The organism is uncultured Apibacter sp. (assembly GCF_946479295.1).
GTDB lineage: Bacteria > Bacteroidota > Bacteroidia > Flavobacteriales > Weeksellaceae > Apibacter.
Window position 1 is genome coordinate 81,437 of record NZ_CAMLFD010000001.1, and the last position, 20,809, is coordinate 102,245.

General features: G+C 30.3%; 17 protein-coding genes. 8 read left to right on the top strand and 9 right to left on the bottom strand.

Annotated elements, in window-relative coordinates; genetic code table 11:
• Nucleotides 1-25: 25 nt before the first annotated feature.
• Together Q0T35_RS00425 and Q0T35_RS00430 are read right to left on the bottom strand one after the other, a co-directional pair.
• Complete coding sequence (locus tag Q0T35_RS00425; RefSeq protein WP_295840401.1) at nt 26-532, bottom strand: hypothetical protein; 507 nt, start codon at nt 530-532, stop codon at nt 26-28.
• Between the two features lie 51 nt (nt 533-583).
• Nucleotides 584-1,345, bottom strand: a complete 762-nt coding sequence (locus Q0T35_RS00430) for a TonB-dependent receptor plug domain-containing protein (RefSeq protein ID WP_295840403.1) — start codon at nt 1,343-1,345, stop codon at nt 584-586.
• Nucleotides 1,346-1,521: 176 nt separating this feature from the next.
• Between Q0T35_RS00430 and Q0T35_RS00435 the strand changes: the two genes are divergently transcribed.
• The 4 genes from Q0T35_RS00435 (at nt 1,522) to Q0T35_RS00450 (ending at nt 6,712) form a co-directional block, all read left to right on the top strand.
• Complete coding sequence (locus Q0T35_RS00435; RefSeq protein WP_293919165.1) at nt 1,522-3,186, top strand: amino acid permease; 1,665 nt, start codon at nt 1,522-1,524, stop codon at nt 3,184-3,186.
• Between the two features lie 326 nt (nt 3,187-3,512).
• The gene (locus Q0T35_RS00440; protein WP_295810263.1) at nt 3,513-5,132 is read left to right on the top strand and encodes an aldehyde dehydrogenase family protein; all 1,620 of its coding nucleotides are present in this window, start codon (nt 3,513-3,515) and stop codon (nt 5,130-5,132) included.
• Nucleotides 5,133-5,499: 367 nt separating this feature from the next.
• Nucleotides 5,500-6,411, top strand: coding sequence for a J domain-containing protein (locus Q0T35_RS00445; RefSeq protein ID WP_293919167.1), 912 nt, complete (start codon nt 5,500-5,502; stop codon nt 6,409-6,411).
• Between the two features lie 13 nt (nt 6,412-6,424).
• Entirely contained in the window at nt 6,425-6,712 is a 288-nt protein-coding gene (locus tag Q0T35_RS00450) for a chaperone modulator CbpM (protein WP_293919168.1), read from the top strand.
• Between the two features lie 103 nt (nt 6,713-6,815).
• Here the strand turns inward: Q0T35_RS00450 and Q0T35_RS00455 are convergent, their stop codons facing one another.
• Entirely contained in the window at nt 6,816-8,621 is a 1,806-nt protein-coding gene (locus Q0T35_RS00455) for a TonB-dependent siderophore receptor (RefSeq protein WP_295840405.1), read from the bottom strand.
• A gap of 94 nt (nt 8,622-8,715) precedes the next feature.
• On the opposite strand from Q0T35_RS00455, the gene Q0T35_RS00460 reads away from it, so the two are divergent.
• On the top strand, nt 8,716-10,191 hold the full coding sequence (locus Q0T35_RS00460) for a PLP-dependent aminotransferase family protein (protein WP_295840407.1): 1,476 nt from the start codon (nt 8,716-8,718) through the stop codon (nt 10,189-10,191).
• A gap of 114 nt (nt 10,192-10,305) precedes the next feature.
• Here the strand turns inward: Q0T35_RS00460 and araJ are convergent, their stop codons facing one another.
• Nucleotides 10,306-11,457 (bottom strand): MFS transporter AraJ, encoded by a 1,152-nt coding sequence (araJ, locus tag Q0T35_RS00465; RefSeq protein ID WP_295840410.1) that lies wholly within the window; start codon nt 11,455-11,457, stop codon nt 10,306-10,308.
• A gap of 413 nt (nt 11,458-11,870) precedes the next feature.
• Here araJ and Q0T35_RS00470 point away from each other — a divergent pair, with 413 nt between their 5' ends.
• From Q0T35_RS00470 to Q0T35_RS00480, 3 genes are all read left to right on the top strand, one after another.
• Complete coding sequence (locus tag Q0T35_RS00470; protein ID WP_293917871.1) at nt 11,871-12,728, top strand: aldo/keto reductase; 858 nt, start codon at nt 11,871-11,873, stop codon at nt 12,726-12,728.
• Nucleotides 12,729-13,069: 341 nt separating this feature from the next.
• Nucleotides 13,070-13,360 (top strand): hypothetical protein, encoded by a 291-nt coding sequence (locus tag Q0T35_RS00475; protein ID WP_295840411.1) that lies wholly within the window; start codon nt 13,070-13,072, stop codon nt 13,358-13,360.
• Nucleotides 13,361-13,638: 278 nt separating this feature from the next.
• Complete coding sequence (locus Q0T35_RS00480; protein ID WP_295840824.1) at nt 13,639-14,205, top strand: glycosyltransferase; 567 nt, start codon at nt 13,639-13,641, stop codon at nt 14,203-14,205.
• Here the strand turns inward: Q0T35_RS00480 and Q0T35_RS00485 are convergent.
• From Q0T35_RS00485 to Q0T35_RS00505, 5 genes are all read right to left on the bottom strand, one after another.
• On the bottom strand, nt 14,202-15,233 hold the full coding sequence (locus Q0T35_RS00485; RefSeq protein ID WP_295840413.1) for an FAD:protein FMN transferase: 1,032 nt from the start codon (nt 15,231-15,233) through the stop codon (nt 14,202-14,204). The genes Q0T35_RS00480 and Q0T35_RS00485 overlap by 4 nt on opposite strands.
• A gap of 19 nt (nt 15,234-15,252) precedes the next feature.
• Nucleotides 15,253-17,451, bottom strand: a complete 2,199-nt coding sequence (locus Q0T35_RS00490; RefSeq protein WP_295840415.1) for a PepSY domain-containing protein — start codon at nt 17,449-17,451, stop codon at nt 15,253-15,255.
• A gap of 4 nt (nt 17,452-17,455) precedes the next feature.
• On the bottom strand, nt 17,456-17,938 hold the full coding sequence (locus Q0T35_RS00495; protein WP_293917864.1) for a DUF2271 domain-containing protein: 483 nt from the start codon (nt 17,936-17,938) through the stop codon (nt 17,456-17,458).
• A 6-nt stretch (nt 17,939-17,944) separates the two neighbouring features.
• Nucleotides 17,945-19,414 carry an ankyrin repeat domain-containing protein gene (locus tag Q0T35_RS00500; protein ID WP_295840418.1) on the bottom strand — a complete coding sequence of 490 codons (1,470 nt, stop codon included), beginning with the start codon at nt 19,412-19,414 and terminating at the stop codon, nt 17,945-17,947.
• Between the two features lie 139 nt (nt 19,415-19,553).
• Complete coding sequence (locus Q0T35_RS00505) at nt 19,554-20,786, bottom strand: DUF4374 domain-containing protein (RefSeq protein WP_295810283.1); 1,233 nt, start codon at nt 20,784-20,786, stop codon at nt 19,554-19,556.
• Nucleotides 20,787-20,809 lie beyond the last annotated feature (23 nt).

Sequence of the window (20,809 nt, forward strand, 5' to 3'; positions counted from 1 at the left end):
TCTTCATTAGTGTAATATAAATAGTCTATCCTGCAATAAACTCGTTTTTTACTCTCCCTAAATTAAATTTACCTATAAAGTTTTGTTGTGCGTTATAACGATTAAAGGTACTAGGAACTTTCATAATCTTTCTTTGAATGTTTTCATTGTCTAAGAAGGTTAAAAACAGATAATTTGCTTTATTTTCAGACTTTGAAAAAGAGTACAGAGTTTGCGAAATCCAAGTATTTGATATTTTATATTTTGCCTCTGCAAAAACATTTATTATATCGTTATCACTAACTAAATCTTTATCAGATAAAGATTTTTTGGGATTATACGGTAAATATGTAAACTTTTTAACATTTAGTTTATTTCCTTTGCTATAAAAATTAGTATTTCCGGAAGTTTGAAATAACTCAAGATCGAAATTTAATGTTAAGTGATCATTTACCAAATAAGTTAAACCCGGATCTATTGCCCAAGTTTTCCTTTCCGCATATTCCTGAAAATAATCTTCTGTATGGTATAAGGCATTAATTCTGAACAACACGGCCGTATCTTTTATGGGAGAATTAATATCTAAAACTAAACGTGATAAGCCTCATGAACCGGTAGTATAAGAAATCGCACCTCCAAATTTATCATAAGGCTTTTTAGTTATTTTATTTATCATTCCTCCATAGGATATAATAGAGCCAAATAAAGTTCCAGAAGGTCCTTTTACCACTTCTAATCTTTCTACGTTAACCATATCGGTCAGGCCTGCTAAATTGGTTGAAAGTCCATTGCGTAAACCTATATCCGTATTAAATCCTCTCATCATTAATGATAGCCCTACCCCTCCCGATCCAGGTCCTTGCACGATATTGTTTCCTCCCGGTACATTTTTTAAAGCTTCTTCTGAAGTAGTTACCATCTGTTTATTTATAATTTCTTTAGTGATCGTTGTATAAACCTGCGGATTTTCAATATTTTTTAACGGCATTTTAGCCACATATTCACTTTGATTTTGTGTATGACTCCCTTGTACAATTATTTCTTCTATATCATTAAATTTATATGAATTCGTAATAAAATCTAAATGGTAAACAATTGGTTGATCCAATTTAGCTACTCCTTCATAGACAATTTCACCTTTATCTAAAATGAAAACGGTATATTCTCTTATATTTAAATCGGAAATTTTAAATTTTCCATCAGCATCACTATAAACAGTCAGAATGGTATCACCTATAAATCTTATTTCGCAATTTCCTACAGACAATCCATTTTTTGTAACCACTTTACCCTCAATTGTTGCGAAAACTTGACTATATCCACAAATGCACAATAATGAACAGACAAAGCAAAAAAAGATTTTCATATTATAAATTTACATACAAACTTAATATTTATCTAGATTAATTCTAAATAATTAAATCCATATATTTTTACCCATATTTTTAAAAACAATTTGAATATTTAAGCTAATTATTAAATGATATTTATACTTTTGCAGTTGCTATCATTTCCTTTATTAAAAAATTTAAAAAAGTCGGAATGAATTTTAACACATTTTTTCGTAAAAAAAATATATCTGATTTACAAGATACAACTAAAAGATCTGAATTAATTAGAGTATTATCTGTAAAAGATTTGACTTTTTTTGGAATAGCGGCGATTATTGGCGCTGGCATTTTTAGTACCATTGGAAGAGCCTCTTATGAAGGAGGACCTGCTATTTCTTTATTATTTATTTTAGTAGCTATTGCTTGTATATTTACAGCTCTATGCTATGCCCAATTTGCTTCCATGATTCCGGTAAGCGGTAGTGCTTACACCTATGCCTATGTATCCTTGGGCGAAATATTTGCTTGGACTATAGGTTGGGCACTAATTTTAGAATATGCTGTATCGAACATGGTAATAGCCATTTCATGGTCTGGATATTTTGTTTCTATGCTACAAGGCTTCGGCATCCATTGGCCTGATTGGCTTTCTATTGATTATTGGAATGCTCATAGAGCTTATCTCGAATGTCAGGCCAATCCTCTTACAGCTTCTGCCAATGATCTTAGGCTTTCGCAAATTTATCAGTCAGCTCCTGAGATTTCTACTATTAAAATAATTTTTAATCTCCCTGCCGGATTAATAACGTTATTAGTAACGATATTGGCTTATCTAGGAATAAAAGAATCTACTCGAGTAAGCAATGCTTTGGTTTGGATTAAATTATCTGTAATAATAGGCATTATACTCATAGGTGTATTTTATATCAAACCGGAGAATTGGTCTCCCTTTTTTCCTAATGGTTTAGGAGGAGTAATGGGAGGAGTAGCTGCCGTATTTTTTTCATTTATTGGATTCGATTCGATATCAACGACAGCAGAAGAAGCTAAAAATCCGCAAAGAGACCTACCTCGTGCCATGTTATATTGTATCATTATTTGTACTGTTTTATATGCTTCCATAGCATTGATATTAACAGGCATGGTTAATTATAAAGAATTACGTGTTGATGATCCGCTAGCTTATGTATTTAATAAAATAGGAATAAATTTTATAGCCGGAATTATTTCCGTTAGTGCTGTCATTGCCATGACGGGAGCTATTCTCGTATATCAAATAGGACAACCAAGAATATGGATGACCATGAGCCGTGACGGTTTATTATGGAAACCTTTTGGTACCGTACATAAGAAATATCATACTCCTAGTTTTGCCACCATTATTGCAGGTTTTTTTGTTGGTATTCCCGCTATGTTTTTAGATATGCAATTAGTTGTTGATTTGACGAGCGTAGGAACCTTCTTTGCTTTTATATTAGTTTGTTCAGGAGTTTTATATTTAGATAATAAAGGTCTTTCAAAACAAGCTAAGTTTAAATTACCCTATATTAACGGTCAATTTTTAATTCTTTTTTTCTTTTGTTTAGGACTAATTTTGTTTGTGACTCAATTTAATTATAAGGAAATTTTTAAAGAAAAACCTTTATTATCTATTTTCTGGATAATATGGTTAGGTTTATCTATTAGCGCTTTAAAATATAAATTTTCATTAATTCCAATTCTTGGTATACTCTTTAACCTATATTTAATGACTGAACTAGAATGGTCTAATTGGGGAATGTTTATATTATGGTTATTTATAGGCTTAACTATATACTTTATATACGGAAGAAAAAATAGTAAGCTTGGAAAATTATTACAAAATAACAATTCGTAATTATTTATAATATAAAATTTCTTATTTTCAAATAGCCTTATAAATTTTAAATTAATGATTTAAAAAATGTTAATTTACACTAAACTTAGATAAATATTCATATTACGACTCATTTGTAAAAACATTTTCATTACTCTTCCCATATATACATTTAACAATCAATATATTATATTTCGTAAGTTTCATTTTGTTTCGTATTTTATTTTATTCCTTTCATATGAATATTAAAATTATAATGTCGAAAAAAAATAAACTTACTATCTTTGCATTTACGAACTTAGCTTGAAAGTTAATTTTTTCTTGCTCAATTATTATAATTAAGTATTATGAATCAGAACTTAATAAATTATTTTCCAAAAGAAAATGAAATTCCTGAAAATTTTCGACTTCAAAACGAAATCACGCAGAAAAAGGTCTTGATTGATGGAGAATTTATTGAATGGGAAGGTCCATATCAAGAAGTCTATTCTCCTATTTATACTCGGTCAAATTCTACTGATGAATTAGTAAAAACTAAAGTAGGAAGATATCCTATTTGTACTACGAAGGAGTCCGAAATGGCATTAAATGCAGCTTTGAAGGCTTTTAATGGAGGGAGAGGTGAATGGCCTTCTATGTCAGTTTCTCAGAGAATCTCTGCGATGGAGAATTTCATCGTAAAAATGGTTGAGCAAAGAGAAAAAGTAGTAAAATTATTGGTTTGGGAAATTTGCAAAAGCTATAAGGATTCTGAAAAAGAATTTGATAGAACTGTGGATGCTATTAAATGCTCCATCGAAGCATTAAAAGAAATAGATATAAATTCATCCAGTATTAAAACAGATGAAGGGGTAATTGCTCAAGTTAAAAAATCTCCTTATGGTGTTGTCCTTTGTATGGGACCTTACAACTATCCATTAAATGAAACTTTCGCAACTTTAATCCCTGCTTTATTAATGGGGAACACCGTTTTATTTAAACCACCTCGTCGTGGTACTTTATTGTTTGAGCCTATATTAGACGCATTTAAAGATTGTTTTCCTAAAGGAGTTATAAATACTCTATATGGTAGAGGTAAAGATGTAATCCCTTCTTTAATGCAATCAGGAAAAATAAATGTATTGGCGTTTATCGGTTCCAGTAAAGTAGTTGACGGTATGATCAAAAAACATCCTAATGCTAACAGTCTTCATTCTGTATTAGGATTGGATGCGAAAAATGCCGCAATTATTGACAAAGCAGCTGATATAGACATAGCGGTAAAAGAATCCATTTTAGGAACTTTTTCTTTTAACGGTCAAAGATGTACTGCTATAAAAATATTATTTGTACATTCATCTATTGCTGAAGAATTTAATAAAAAATTCATAGAGGAAATATCCAAATTGAAAATAGGGATGCCTTGGGAAGAAAATGTGATCATAACACCTTTAGCAGAACCAGATAAACCTCAATTTGTTCAAAAATGTATTGACGAAGCATTACAAAATAATGGTGAAATTATTAATAAAGAAAATGGCGGAGGACAAATTTTACATTCATTAGTTAATCCAACAGTTGTTTATCCTGCTAATGAAAAAATGAACTTATTATACAATAATGAACAATTCGCTCCTATTATACCCATAGTTCCATTTGACGATCTTGAAACTCCTATTAGTTATATAACAAATTCCACTAAAGGACAACAAGTAGCTATTTTCAGTACAAATGAAGATACTGTTGCACATCTAGTAGATGCTTTATGTTGTCAAGTGGGTAGAATCAATATAAATGCGCAATGTCAAAGAGGACCTGACACGCTACCATTCAATGGAAGAAAGAACTCAGCTTTAGGAACTCTTTCCACTATTGAAGCTTTGTATGCTTTATCTATTGATTCTGTTGTAGCAACTAAAGAAACAAAATCAAATTATAGTCTTATTGATTCAGTGATAAAGAATGGCAAATCATCAAGATTAAGCTAAAATGAGGTTATTTATCTTATAATATCAATTATTTATAAAATGAAGCCATCTATCTTTGATAGATGGTTTTATTTTTTATAATATTCTAATTTGTTTAATAATTCTATACTCTTATATATAACATATCTCTTAATTTTATTGAACATAAATACGATCTTTCTCTGTACAAACTTTCACAAAAAGCTAATTTATTTATTCATTTGATTATTTTTAATGAGATAATTAAGTACAATCATCTATATATTCTATGATCTATTCTAATTTATACGGATATATATATGACAAAACTATACTTTGGTTTAGAATTTGCACCGAAAATAAGATAATATTCTTATCATCATCAATTTAAAAATTGACTCATAACTATATGGCATATATTGACTATTATAAAGTATTAGGATTAAATAAAAATGCATCTCAAGATGAGATTAAAAAGGCATATCGTAAGTTGGCTAGAAAATATCATCCTGATTTAAATCCTAATGATAAAGAAGCTAACGTAAAATTTCAGCAGATTAATGAAGCTAATGAAGTTCTCGGTGATCCTGATAAACGAAAGAAATACGATCAGTATGGAGAAAACTGGAAACATGCAGAACAATTTGAGCAAGCGCGACAACAACAAGGTTCCGGCAAAGGACAATATTATTATGATAATTCCGGTAATCCTTTTGAAGGATTTTCTCAGGGTTTTGGAACTGAAGATTTTTCTGATTTTTTTAGTGATCTCTTTGGGGGTAGAACCGGAAGAACAAGAACTAGAAGTTCCAAATTTAAAGGACAAGATTATACATCCGAATTACGCATATCATTAAAAGATGCCGCTACAACACACAAGCAGACCCTTACAGTAAACGGTAAACAAATAAGAATTACAATTCCGGCCGGTATTTCTAATGGTCAGCAAATAAAATTAAAGGGGCAAGGAGGACCGGGAGCTAATGGAGGGCCTAATGGAGATCTCTATATTACCTTTAATCTTTTAGACGATCCTAATTTTAAAAGATTAAACAACGATTTAAATACTACAGCAGAAATAGACTTGTATACAGCCGTTTTAGGCGGGGAAGTTATGGTTAATACGCTGGATGGAAAAGTGAAGCTCAAAGTAAACCCGGGTACTCAAAATGGCACTAAAGTACGTCTTAAAGGAAAAGGGTTTCCAATATATAAAAGAGAGGGAGAACATGGTGATTTATTTGTGACTTACCAAGTAAAAATACCTACTCATCTATCTGAAAAGCAAAGAAATTTGTTTAAGCAATTAGCAGAATCATAAAATTATTTCATATATGAAAAATGATTTAATAACCATAGAAGAATATTCCTCCCATTATAAAGTAGATTTATCATTTATTGAAGAGTTGGAAAATCTCGGACTTATACGTATCATTCAAAAAGAACAAAAAAAATATATTCCGTTTGATATTCTTTCTGAAGTGGAATCTTATGCTAGAATGTTCTATGAGATGGATATTAATATTGCCGGAATTGATGCTATACAAAATCTTCTTATTAGGATTCGGAAACTTCAGGGAGAAATGACCGAGCTAAAAAATAGGCTTAGATTTTATGAATAGGTAAATATTTTTATTTATTAAAATTTATTTATCATATAATACATAAATGTAATAGCCATTCTATATAAATTGAATGGCTATTAACTTTCTATATATGTACAAATTATAGAATATTCTTAAAAATTACCCCTCCTTGTATCCATCTTCCCGGCATAGGTACTAAATTCGTCTCAGTATACTTCGTATTTAGTATATTAGTCATTTGAATGTAAAATTGGCTTGATTTATTCCAATATGTAATACGATCATCCACTAAATGATAATCCTCCAAATTAACTCTATCATTGTATCTGTAAATGATTTGATTCGATATATTTTTAAACATCTTGTGTTCTAACTGAACAACAAGCTGATGCCTTAAGTTATCCAAGGAAAACCTAGAATAAGTTCGAGATGATTTTTTCATCTCATTATCCAGATAGGTATATCCTAAATTAAAAGATTTAAAGATTGAGGCTGTAAAATGATAATTAAAATCTATTTCCAGCCCATTTGTATCTATTCGAGTAATATTTTCAGGTTTCCATCTATCTTCTTCGTGCTCTTTTGTCCAATCGATACTTTTTCTCGATTCTCGTCTAAATAGGCTTATTGTTGTTTTGCAATTATCTTGAATGAATCGATACCCTAGTTCGTAAGAAAGTGCATTTTCCGGTTTTAAATTTGAATTACCTTCATTAATAGGATCAGAATAATTTAAATCCGTATAAGTTGGTACTCTATATGTTTTACCAACATTCACAAATAGTTTATTATGTTTATTTATACTATATCCGACATCTATACCCGGATACCAAAAATTACCAAAATCTGAATAATCAGCAAAGCTAATTCCCGGGGTTATATCCAATTTATCTTCTAAAAAAATAAATCGATGTTCAAAGAAAATAGAACTAACTGTACGTTGATTATTGCCCAAATTATTAGAGGATAGATATTCTTTTCTAAAATCTCCTCCTAAGGCTGTAACCCCTAATGAAGAATTATAATTAGCATTGGCTTCCAGCCCTGCATTATTACCGATATGAAGATTCCTATATTTTAAAGGATTATTTCTATCAAATATATATTTGTCTTGTGAACGTCTCCAATATGCATTCGATTCCAGTTTAATCTTTCCAAATTTTTGTTTCCAACCGATATTTACTAATGAAGTTTGAATGGCTTCGTATTGATCTTTAGCGGAGGGTGATGAATAAAAACCGTTGGCACCGAATTTTTTATCCATATATCCTCCCTGTATTCTTATTTCACCTTTTTTCAACTTATATAGGTTCTGATACCATACATTTTTTACTTGATAATCCGTATTATACCGATATCCGTCGGATTGCGAAGTCTCAGCCTGTAAGAATTGGGAAAATTTTCCCCCGGATAGGTTTATTGCCGTACTTAAAGAATACGTATCAAAATCACCCGCGGTTGCTGAAGCTGTTATATCATCCTTACCAGATGGGCGCGTGACGATATTTATAGCTCCGGCATACGCATTTTGTCCAAAACGACGAGCTGAAGGTCCTTTAACTATTTCTATTCTTTCAATGAAGGCTAAATCTATTGGAATATTCATGGAATTATGTCCTGTCTGGCTATCGTTCATTCTTACCCCATTTATTAAAATAAGTACTTGCTCGAATGAGCTTCCTCTTATACTTATATCAGCTTGTACTCCGTGTGCCCCCCTTTGTCTGATATCGACTCCTGAATAATATGAAAGTACTTCTTCAATACTGGAAGCCGGCATAGAAGCAATTTCTTCTCTACTAATTATCTGCACGTTCTGTGAAGTTTTATAAAAGGGTAAAGAGAGAGTTTTCCCTTCTATAACAACTTCCCCTAAATCTTTATGGTTTTGTGCAGCTAATATAAAAGTTATAGATAAAGCTACATTCGATAGCAGTAGTTTCATATAATATATAATTTGATTAAAAACAATTTATAATTGAAATTTAGAGCAAAAGTACTATCTTTCCGGATGATTCAACTATACCAGTTTTAGTATTATGGCTAGTCCGGTTATTACTCACTATCTTAGTTTTATACAAATAGATCGAAATTCAACTATTTCTGTATATCTGCAAATTACGACTCAGATGATTAATGCCATCCAAAGAGGATATCTACCTAAAGGAACTCGTCTTCCGGGAACCCGTATCTTAGGAAATTTGCTTCAGGTAAATCGTAATACTATCGTTAAGGTATACGAAGAATTGGAAGCGCAAGGTTGGATTGAAGTATTTCCTAATAAGGGTAGTTTTATCATACAAAAATCTAATGATACTAATAAAAAAATTAAACAGGTATCTACAGACTATTTAACGCAATATCCTTCTAAAACAGGATTTTCTTATAAAATATCAAATTTATTGGATAATCCTTTTGAATCTTCAACTTGTTCTTTAGCACTGAATGATGGAATACCTGATACTCGTTTATTGCAGATACACTTGCTTTCAAGTTTATATTCTTCCAACTTAAAAAGAAAAAGATTTCATAAAAAAGGAGATGATTCTTTCATTGACCACAGTGAATATTTTAAAAATAATTTATCTAATTTTCTGAATCTAACGCGAGGGCTGCATATTTCAAAAAATAATCTTCTTATCACCCGCAGTATTGAAATGGGAGTCTATATTGCCGCCGAACTTCTTATTTCTCCTAAAGATGTTGTATTAGTTGGAGAACTAAGTTTTTTTGTCACAAATATGATATTACAAAAGGTAGGAGCAGAAATTGTAACCATACCGGTAGATGAGGAAGGAATTTCTTCCGAAGCTGTAAAAAAACTTTGCGAACAAAGAAAAATTCGTATGCTTTATATAACCCCACACCATCATTACCCAACTACGGTTCCTTTAAGTGCGGGTCGGCGATTAGAATTATTGGAACTTTCCCAACTTTATGGTTTTATAATTTTGGAAGATGACTATGATTACGATTTTCATTACGAAAATAATCGTCTGCTCCCTCTTGCCAGCGCTGATACATCGGGCATGGTCGTATATATAGGTTCATTTGGAAGATCACTTGCCCCTGGATTTCGTATGGGCTTTGTCATAGCTCCCGAAAATCTTATTTCTGAAATGCAAAAATTTTCCAGTATGCTTGACAGACAAGGCGATATTTTTATGGAATACGCATTAGGTGAACTTATTGAAGAAGGAGAGATACACAGACATTTAAGAAAAACTTCAGCCGTTTATAAAGAAAGAAGAGATTATTTAGGATCTTTATTAAAAAATCAATTGAATGAATATGTAAATTTTACACTTCCTTCTGGTGGATTAGCCATATGGACTCAATGGAATTCGTCTATAAATCTAATGAAATTAAGGGAAATCTGTCTAAAACAGGATCTTTTTATTCCTAAATCTTTACTTTATCAGAACAAAAAAATCTCTGCCATGAGATTTGGGTTTGGAAATTTCACAATCGAAGAATTGAAAAAAATAATTGAGATAATTAAATATTCTATATAAATTTTAGAATAGGAATATTCCGCAGATAAAAGATAAATAAAATATTTTCTTATTTTTTACTATTAACTTTCACCAACTTTTTCGAATAAAATATAACCCTCATTTTTATGTTTTTTATTCTACTTGTGATCTAAACTTAGTATAGTACAAAAAAATCAGAAATCCTATGCCTGTTAATATTACACCGGGTAAGGCACTATATTCATAGGGATAATGTTGGCTTATGGGAATACCTCCTAAAAAAGCACCCAATGCATTTCCTATATTAAAAGAAACTTGGGCCATAGCTGATCCTAGCATCTCTCCTCCTTTAGAATTATGTAATAATAAAATCTGTTGAGGAGCAGATACAGCAAATAAACAACCGGTGCATATAAACATAAGTGATAAAGAAATAAAATGAGAATTTACGAAAAAGAAAAATAACAATAAGGTTATCATTGCCAGCCCCTGAGTTGCAGTAGCTACTTTCTGGGGAGAATATTGGTCAGAAAATTTTCCACTTGCCATATTCCCAATTACCATTCCTAAACCGGCAAACATCATCACTCCTGTCATTGCTTCTTCTGAAAAACCTACAGATTGAGTCATAATCGGATTTATATAACTATACCAACAAAAAATTCCTCCATTTCCCAGAATAGTAGTCAATATGATAAGCCAAGGATTTATATTTTTCAAAAAATAAAATTGTTTTTTAAACCCCGTATAAGGAAGTGGCTTAAGTTCTGGAACAAATTTCCTAATTGATAGAAAAATTAAAACTCCAAGTATTGAAATTAAAAAATAGGTAATTTTCCACGAAAAATGATGACTCACAAAAGTACCTAACGGTACTCCTATTAAATTAGCAATAGTCATTCCTGAGATCATACCGGAAACTGCTGAGGTTCCTTTCCCTGGAGGAGCAAGTTTACTGGCAACAATGGATCCGACACCAAAATAAGCCCCATGAGGAAGTCCTGAAATAAATCGAAAGAACAAATTTAATTCATAATGTGTACATAAAGAAAAAAATAGATTTCCTACTATGAAAAGGAGAATTAAAAACAATAATATTCTTTTTAAAGGAAGCTTTCCGGCGATTAAAACAAGTAATGGCGCTCCTATTGCAACGCCAATAGCATAAGCAGAAATAAAATATCCTGCTTTTGGAATACTTATAGACATATTTTGGGCTATATCCGGAAGTATTCCCATCATACCAAACTCTGACATTCCTAATCCTAAGGTACCTAAGGCTAAAGCTATAGTAGATTTTTTCATCTATATCAACAAAATATAATGAACAAAATTATACGAAATAATTGCTTTGATTATATTTTTAAATAAAAAAATTAATTGTATATTTGAATTATATTTAATTTTGAAAATATAATTTGGAGTTTTATAGTAATAAAAAAATACATTAGCTGCTTTAAAAGAATCAATATTTAACGGTAATAGAGTAAAACAAGATATTACTAATAACAAATTAAGTAAAATAAGTAAAAAAAGAAATGAAATAAGGTTAAATTTTTTTATATTACTTATGGTTTTTTATCTAACAATGTATTAACTTAAAGACGATGAATATCCGCCTGTTGAAATGAGCTTTAATGAATTAATGAAATATATCAAAAATTAAAGTAATAAGTTGGATAATTCCTAAATGTTTTTCAATTCTATAATAAAATATTATGAATATTACAGATATTTCTGGAACTACTACTTTATCTAATGGTGTTAAAATGCCTTATTTGGGATTAGGCGTATATAAAGCAGATGGAGGGCAGGAAGTTATCAATGCTATTCATGATGCTTTAGATGCGGGATATCGACATGTTGATACGGCCGCTTATTATTATAATGAAGAAGGTGTAGGTAAAGCTATAAAAACAGCTTCTATACCTAGAGAGGAAATTTTTGTTACCACAAAAATATGGTTTAGCCGACAAAAATACGAAGATACTTTCAAAGCTTTCGAAGAATCCATGGAAAAACTAGGTCTTGAATATTTGGATTTATATTTAATCCATTGGCCGCATCCTGATTATTATTTGGAGGCATGGAAAGCGATGGAAGAATTATATAAAGCTGGAAGAATACGTGCTATAGGATTATGTAATTCTTTACAACATCATATCCAGAAAATCATCGATTTAGGGCAGACGATGCCCATGGTTAACCAAATGGAATTTCATCCTAGCCTAGTTCAACAAGACCTACTCGATTTTTGTAAGAAAAATAAAATTCAGTATGAAGCATGGTCTCCATTAAAACGGGGTGCCTTATTCAACGATCCTTTACTTCTAGAAATAGCTAAAAAATATAATAAAAACGTCGCACAAATTATTATAAGATGGGATTTGCAAAAAGGAGTTGTTACCATTCCTAAAAGTACCAATAAGGATAGAATTATTTCTAATGCTAATGTTTTCGACTTTCATTTAAGTGATGAAGATATTAAGAGAATAGATTCTTTAGATTGTAACGACCGAACTGGTGCCCATCCTGACCATTTTTTAGAATATTTTGCAAAAAAAGGGATTAAATAAGCTAATTTTAAATCTTTTTTATTTCATACGATTTTACGATATCATATCTTTAGATATAAATTTTTCCATAAATGAATAATTAGTATATAATCTTAATTTAATGCCGAAACTTCCTGACATTTACTTATAAAAATATTATTAATATTTATGCACTTTGGTATCAAATAAAAGGTATTCGTGAACTTATAAAAAATATATTAGGTAAGCTTGTATATAATTATTTTCTGTGATATTTATTAAAACACTCAACTATATTATATATTTATCCCTATTATATTATAAATATAATTATATATTATTTTATATATTTGATCTAATTTAAAATAGAAAGTGAAATTTTAATGAAAATTGCATATTGTATTGGTAACATTCATAATTCCGGAGGCATAGAACGTGTTATTTCACTTAAATCAAACTATCTTGTTAATAAGGGCTATGAAGTACATATTGTGGTCATATATCCTTCCTCTGAAAAACCTTTCTTTCATTTTGATTCTCATATTAAATTTCATTATTTAAATTTGGATTTTGAAAAAGAAATTGGAATAATAAAACATATTAATTTTAAAAAAAATAAAAAAATTTTCCTCCAAACTATTGCTAAACTTTTTGAAAAATTAAGCCGGATATAGCAATATCTACATTTTGCAAATATTCAAAGTACATTTATGAGCTCAAAGATGGAAGTAAAAAAATTATAGAACGTCATTTTGCAAAATATAAACGAGCACAATATTATTCAAAACTAGATAAATATTATCTGGGTAGAAATATTACTTATTTATATCGTAAAAAAGATTATGATATTGTTAAACATTTTGATCGTTTTGTAGTTTTAACCCATGAAGATAAAAAATCATGGGGTGAATATTTAACCAATCTTGAAGTTATCGAGAATCCACTTACCCTAATCCCGGAGAACTATGCTTCTCTTACTAATAAAAAAGTAATTAGTTTAGGTAGATTGAACCAACAAAAACAGTTCGATCATCTTATTGACATATGGAAAATAATAGCGCAAAAATATCCTGATTGGAAATTAGTAATTTATGGAAATGGAGAGAAAGAGAAGGAGCTTAAAAAAAAGATTAAGAGCCTAAATTTAGATTCCAGTATTAAAATTTATCCAGCGATTTCAGATATAAGCTCAGTTTTACTCGAAAGTTCAATTTACGTAATGACTTCCAAATATGAAGGTTTTCCATTGACATTGATTGAAACCATGTCTCATGGAGTCCCCCCGATTTCTTATAACTGTAAAAGCGGACCAAAAGAAATCATTTGTGATGGAATAGATGGATTGTTAGTTCCTTTTAATAATAAAGAAATTTTTGTCGAAAAAATTTATTATTTAATTGAAAATGACAAAATTAGAAAACTTTTAGGAAGAGCTACCTCTCAAAATATACTTCGTTATTCACCCGATACAATTATGGAAAAATGGATAAACTTGTTTCAAAGTTTAGTCTGTACTTAAGATTTGGATGTTGGCTTTATTTCCGAATCGTATAATTCTATTTTTGTATTAAAATTTTTGGATTTTATTAATTCTCCTTCATCTGTAATAATAAGGCATCCATAATCTGGAAAATGATTGATCAGCTCTATGCCTTTTTGCGTTCCTAAAACCATAATAGAAGTACTGAACCCGTTTGCCATTTCGGTTTTAGGTCCTACAACACTAACACTCAAAATTCCTTTTACCGGATATCCGGTTCGGGGATCGATAATATGAGAATATCTTTTCCCTTCAAGTTCTACAAATTTTTCATATGATCCTGAAGTAGTGACGCATTCTTCTTTAAGGCTAAAAGCTCCAATAATATCTGAAGGGATGAAAGGGTTCACAATTCCAATTTTCCAATTTTCTCTATTCAGTCGGCTTCCCCATACGCTTATATCTCCTGAAGCATTGATGATTCCTGCTTTAACTTTTTTATATGCCAATACTTCTTTAGCCTTATCGGCAGCATACCCCTTACCTATCGATCCGAATCCGATTTTCATGCCGGGTAATTTTAAAAAAATGGTCGAATTAATGGTATCTAATATAATATTTTTATATCCTATTTTTTTTATCGATTTTTTGATTTGATTCGGCGAAGGCACATGCTTCATGGAACCATCAAATTTCCAGATCTTATCTATTGCCGCAAAACTTATGTCAAAAGCACCATGGGTAATTTCTGATACATATATAGCCCTTCGTGTTAGCTCTAAAACTTCTCGATCGACTTTAACCGGTCGTATTCCTGCATTTTGATTTACTTTTGATATTTGAGATTCCGATTTCCAATCGGAAATCAAATTATCAATACGAACAACCTCATCTATGGCCTGATCAATGTATTTTTCTGCCTGTAATGAATCTTCCGCAATTATTGTAAAATCAAAACGACACCCCATAAGAGTTGTTGTACGATGTCTTTGTACCTGAGTTTTACCCTCTGTTATAGATAAAATTAAAATATAAAATATTAGTATTATTTTCCAATTTTTACTCATATCAACCATACATCATATTTTAATAACAATCTGTTAAAATCTGTCCATTTTTTTTATAATCGGAACATTTTTTATTGGTTCTTTTAAAAAGTATATCGTCTAAAACTTCTTCCACGCTTACTTGCATTTGTAATGATCCACAAATCATGATAGCTCCGTTATTTTCAAGCAAATTAACCAAAAAATCATAATCTTTTCGCAATAAATCCATAACGTATTTGTTTTCAGAATTTGATGAAAAAGATAAGCTATATTTTTCTAGCTTATTTTTGTTTATTTGCTCTTCCAAAAAATCTTTATATCTTAGGACTATCTCCGTTTCCTGTCTGAAACCTCCATAAAGATAAATTTTCCTTTTTTTAACATTTTGGGAAATCATTCCTAAAAACGGTCCTATTCCTGTTCCATTTGCTATCATAACTACCTGAGTTGCTTTTATGGGAAAATGAAATGGAATATTGTTTATTATTCTTCCATAAATAAAATCTCCACTTATACTATTAATTAGGTACTCTGAAGCTAACCCGGATGGATAATATTTTATTGATAATTGTATCTCATTATCAATTTTGGCTATGGAATAATACCTCTCTCTTTTATCTTTACAGGGATATACAGCTAAAATATCACCTGAATTATATTTCCTTTTTCCAGGATTTAATTTAACAATAAAAGTGTCATTAGTATCTTTAGGTATATAGACCTCTTCTACTTTCATCTTTTTTATGTTCTTAGGGCGTTGACTATAATAGTGAGTGTCTGCATATAATTTTAACTTTGTTTTATTATTCCATTCCTTTATCCACTTTACAAAATCATCAGAAGATTGATCATTAACTGTATGCATTTCAATCAACTGTTGACTCCATGACTGTACTTTTATTTTTTCATTTACATTTTTTGCATACAAACAAAAGTCTTTATAAGATTTGGAACCAAATCCTATTACGCTAAATTTTACTGCTCGATTTTGCGGATAAGCGTTTAAAAGAGCTTCGAATTTTTGCGCATTGGAGGGAGCATCTCCTAATCCATACGTTGAGGTTAATATAAGTAGATATTCAGCATTTGGAAATAGCTGATATTTATTAAGCTCTGTTAGATGAGAAGTATAATTTTGCGACAATAATTGTTGATGTATTGCATTTGCATAGCTAAATGTGCTTCCATTTTCAGACCCTACCAAAATAATAATTTTACTTTCTGAAGCTTTATATTTATTTTTCAACTTAGATTTAGTTCTTTTCAAAGTTATTGTGAAACCTGAACCTATAAAAAATAAAATAAATAAAGAAGAAACCAATAAGAATGTCGCCCAAATTATATTAGTTCTTCCGGTATGAAGATCTAAACTTACGTTTATTAACTTTTGTGATAATGGAAAATCTTTTTGTGAAACAATCGATCCCATAAATTGATCAACAGTTATTTCTCTATCTTTCAACTTTATAATGAAATATTCATCCGGATCGTCAGAAAAAGGAAATTCCACTTTTCTTATTTCTGAAAGCTTGATAGTTGAAAATAAAGGGATGTCTTTATAAGCGATATGTGTACTTTCATCACTTAATTTCGGCAGATTAAGAATAGTATTATATTCTTTTTTAGAAAAAAAATTAAATCTATCCAATGACAGATAACTTCCGGTTATAGAAATAATGAGTATGGGTATAAGCATCAATCGCCCAAATAGAGTGTGATAATACTGGGAAAAAGTAGCTTTTTTAATTTTTGAAAAGAAATTTTTGATATTTTTTTGTCTTCTAATAATAAGTATGCTTCCTGAACTAACTATTAAGAAAAGTAAAAATGCATTGGTACCCACTAGTATTCGCCCGGTTTCATGTAAAAACAAGGATCTATGCAAGGAAGTTATCCAAAGAATAAATTGGCTCTTATTTTTAGGTTTTCCAAGCATTTCCCCAGTTTTAGGGTTGATATATACCTCTACGTCATCTCCAGATTTATCAATACCCCTTAATTTTACATAAGAGTTTTCAGAAACCTCCAATTCAGAAATTTCTTGAACTTTTGTTTGTAATGAAGATATTGTTTGGGCTAAGCTTACATGATTTAATCCATGAATACTATAAGAGGAAGATTTTTCTTTTATTGCATTAATAGCAAGTATGGATCCCGTTATGGAAGCCATACTTAAAAACACAAAAGATACTAATGCTAAAATTAAATGAGCATATCTCCAAATAGAAAGAGTCATTGAATTATTGAATCTTACTAAATCTCACATAATTAATATATCCGGTCCCTGAATTTTTTCCCGAAAGTGTTTGTGTAGTTAGGGGAATTTCCAAATCTTTCACATAATAATCTTGATCTTCCACAGCTGTTTCAAATCTAAGTTTATATCCTTTATCGATTTTGGAATCTTCTATTTCTAGAGTTGTTGTGCTTCTATCTCCTCCAGCTACCGATGCTCCTGTTTTAGCATCAACACTTTTCTTTTTTGAATAGAATTTATGCCACTCTTTTAATGTATTGTACCATCTTTGATCTTCTCCCATTATATATAATGTTTTTTCATACTGCCCTTTAGGAGAAATCAAGGATACCACAATATATGCTCCTTCTCCTATATAGTTGTTCATTTGAAGTAAGCATTTATATTTATGTGCTTGAGAGTAACCCATTATAGGTAGTAACATAAGAAGGAAACTGTATACTAGTAATTTTATATGTATTTTCATACGAGTTTATTTTAAAAAATCTACAGATATATTATTTTGAGTTAAAATTTTATTTTCTTTTGCTAAATCATAGGCTGTTTCGCCGAATTCCGTTTTTACATTTTTTTTAGCCCCTAAAGATACTAGATATTTTAGAATCTGATCATCTTTGGCTACCATAGCTGCCCTTTGCAAAGGTGTAATACCTTCGTTATTTGCTATATTCACATCTACATTAAGATCAAAAAGCTTTTTTATTAAATTTAGATCGTTTTTTATTATAGCTAAATGATAAATGGTATTACCTTCCTCTTGTTTTAATCCGAAATTTACCCCTTTATTCTTTAACATATTTAAGTTTGAATCAAAATCTTTATTTCTTGGATGATAAGATTGAACAAGATAATACGCTAAATTATTTCCTTTATTATCTTTTTGATTGATATTGGCTCCTTTATTTAGAAGTAAAGATATCATTTCAGGAGTACTTGATTTAACCGCAAGCATTAATGCGCTTTCACCTTTGTTATTTGTATCATTTATATTCTTAACAAAAGGTAAAAATACTTCTGTATTTTTAGAATCTTTTCCAGAAGCACTAATCATAAAAGCAGTATTTCCATTTTTGTCTTTTTTTTGTGTATCTACTTTTTTGTTTATAAAATAGGTAATAATCTGCTGCTGATCAGGTTTATTAGCGAGAATATGAAGAACAGTTTGTTGATCTTCATTAGTAATTAGTGGATTAATTTTTAAATCATCGACCAGATATTGGAAAACTTCAATGGTATTTGCCGTCCTACGTGTTGCCTCAGCGGCCATAAATAAAGCATTATTTGTATATTTTACTCCCTTATCCTTTAGATTTTTCAACAAATCAACGTTACCTTTTTTGGTTGCATAATCAAATACAGTATTGCCTTTATCATCCGTATCGGAAAGAGAAAGTCCCTTGGACTGTAAAAAAGCTGTAAGCCGAAGATCGGAATCATACGGTATTGCTAACAGTAATATATTAGTACCGTTTTTATATTTTGTTTTAGGATTTACACCAGCGTTAAAAAAAAGTCGGTATATTTCTATATTAGTTTGTCCCGCATTTGCAGCAAATACTAGAGGAGTTAATCCATGAGAATCTTCAATATTTATGTCACTTTTTTTATCTATTAAATATTTAATTAATTCTGTATTTCCCTTAAACGCCGCCCAATGGAGATAAATTCTATTATCGTGAGTCAATTTATTTATTTCATTTCCCTTTTGCTTTATCAAATATTTAATAGTTTCCAATGGTGCTTCATTTAATATTGCAACCGAAACCGCATCGAACTTATTATCATTAAATTCTACTGGGCTATTACCTTTTTTAATTTCCGCTTCAACTATCTGTACATTAGGTTTATTCTTCCAAAAGTCATTATCCAATAAGGTATTATTCATTTGTGCATGCATCCAGGTAGATGCAATACATACTAAGGTTATAAGAATTCTTTTCATTTATTTATTTTTTTAGTAGAGGGTATAAATCTACATTTTTTTGCAATATTACTTAATATAGACTAAATAAAAATATAATAGTTTAAAGCAGTTGATAATTATCAACTGCTTTATTAAAATTTTAGTTAAGTAAAAGTACTTAATTTTCAAAGTATGTTACGGCTCTGATATGTTCTTTATCACTTGCAAGCTCAAATCCTTTTTTAGCAATTCCAGTCACCGGATCAATTTCATATATGGCTGAATTACCGCTTACTAGGTTTAACGGTAAATATATTTTACCTTTGTGTGCTAATGGCCATCCGTTACTAGATATTTGAATATAGTCCGGAATTCCATCAATCCATTTAAATTTCTTATTTTCCATTTTAACCACAGCAAAGCGAGTAGCGCTAGATGTGTTTCCTGAATCAGAAGTTTCATTATAGAATTCAATCAAATAATAATCTTGAGTAATAGGGAAAACTTTTCTAAATTTATATCCTCCTGCAGCAGTTTCTATATCAAAAAAATAGTCAGAATCAAATGTTATAGCCCCCTTATTTATTTTTAACGCACCGGCTTTTTTGGTAGTTTTATTTCCGGAACCTGCTCCAGAAAATACATAGATATTCCCTGATTGATCTGGCCAAATTTGCGAATATATAGCTCCTCTCCACTGACCTCCGGAAAAACTAATACGTGTATCTTGTATTACCGTTTTAATAGTAAAGTTATAATCCATAAAGGCTACAAATACATTATCTGAATTCGTATATTTAAAAGTAACTGCAATTTCATTATTCCCTCTATCTGCAATTCCAGTTATGGATGGTTTTTTATCTTCAATCATATGGGATGCTAAATCTATAGGTTTATCAACTAGGGTCATATTATCTCCATTTCTTTCATAGATGTAACTATTATCATTATTAGATATTGCATAGATGTATTTTCCAAAATTGCCTGTTACTGAAAACCTTCCTGTTATAAATGGACTACCTTTTAATTCCTCAATCTTATTGTCTCCAGAAAGTTTAAATGCTCTTGACCCAGATTTTCCTTGTCCTAAATCTGAACCATTCGGATAAATGAATCCTACTAAATTATTAGAATTATTGACTACAATCTGTGTAAAAGAACTGGTAGTTTTTACAGAGTTAAGATTTCCTGATACACTATCTTTCCCCGAATCTAAATGATCTAGAGCTAAAAAATAGGTGCCTGTCCCTAACTTTCCACTACCAGGAGAGGCAGCAACTACAAACTTTCCTGTTTTTGTAGGACCGATAGTTTTAGCATTATTGTTATCATCATCACTGCTACATGATAAAGTCATATAACCGGCCAAAAAGCTTAAGAATACTCTTTGGAATACATTTGTTTTTTTCATACTATACTTTTATTTAAGAGTTT

What these genes read in the sequence shown, in the direction of transcription:
- Q0T35_RS00430 (WP_295840403.1), bottom strand. Translation starts at nt 1,345, where the DNA reads ATGAAAATCTTTTTTTGCTTTGTCTGTTCATTATTGTGCATTTGTGGA.
- Q0T35_RS00445 (WP_293919167.1), top strand. Translation starts at nt 5,500, where the DNA reads ATGGCATATATTGACTATTATAAAGTATTAGGATTAAATAAAAATGCA.
- Q0T35_RS00450 (WP_293919168.1), top strand. Translation starts at nt 6,425, where the DNA reads ATGAAAAATGATTTAATAACCATAGAAGAATATTCCTCCCATTATAAA.
- Q0T35_RS00495 (WP_293917864.1), bottom strand. Translation starts at nt 17,938, where the DNA reads ATGAAAATACATATAAAATTACTAGTATACAGTTTCCTTCTTATGTTA.
- Q0T35_RS00460 (WP_295840407.1), top strand. Translation starts at nt 8,716, where the DNA reads ATGGCTAGTCCGGTTATTACTCACTATCTTAGTTTTATACAAATAGAT.
- Q0T35_RS00435 (WP_293919165.1), top strand. Translation starts at nt 1,522, where the DNA reads ATGAATTTTAACACATTTTTTCGTAAAAAAAATATATCTGATTTACAA.
- Q0T35_RS00485 (WP_295840413.1), bottom strand. Translation starts at nt 15,233, where the DNA reads ATGAGTAAAAATTGGAAAATAATACTAATATTTTATATTTTAATTTTA.
- Q0T35_RS00470 (WP_293917871.1), top strand. Translation starts at nt 11,871, where the DNA reads ATGAATATTACAGATATTTCTGGAACTACTACTTTATCTAATGGTGTT.
- Q0T35_RS00490 (WP_295840415.1), bottom strand. Translation starts at nt 17,451, where the DNA reads ATGACTCTTTCTATTTGGAGATATGCTCATTTAATTTTAGCATTAGTA.
- araJ (WP_295840410.1), bottom strand. Translation starts at nt 11,457, where the DNA reads ATGAAAAAATCTACTATAGCTTTAGCCTTAGGTACCTTAGGATTAGGA.
- Q0T35_RS00500 (WP_295840418.1), bottom strand. Translation starts at nt 19,414, where the DNA reads ATGAAAAGAATTCTTATAACCTTAGTATGTATTGCATCTACCTGGATG.
- Q0T35_RS00440 (WP_295810263.1), top strand. Translation starts at nt 3,513, where the DNA reads ATGAATCAGAACTTAATAAATTATTTTCCAAAAGAAAATGAAATTCCT.
- Q0T35_RS00505 (WP_295810283.1), bottom strand. Translation starts at nt 20,786, where the DNA reads ATGAAAAAAACAAATGTATTCCAAAGAGTATTCTTAAGCTTTTTGGCC.
- Q0T35_RS00475 (WP_295840411.1), top strand. Translation starts at nt 13,070, where the DNA reads ATGAAAATTGCATATTGTATTGGTAACATTCATAATTCCGGAGGCATA.
- Q0T35_RS00455 (WP_295840405.1), bottom strand. Translation starts at nt 8,621, where the DNA reads ATGAAACTACTGCTATCGAATGTAGCTTTATCTATAACTTTTATATTA.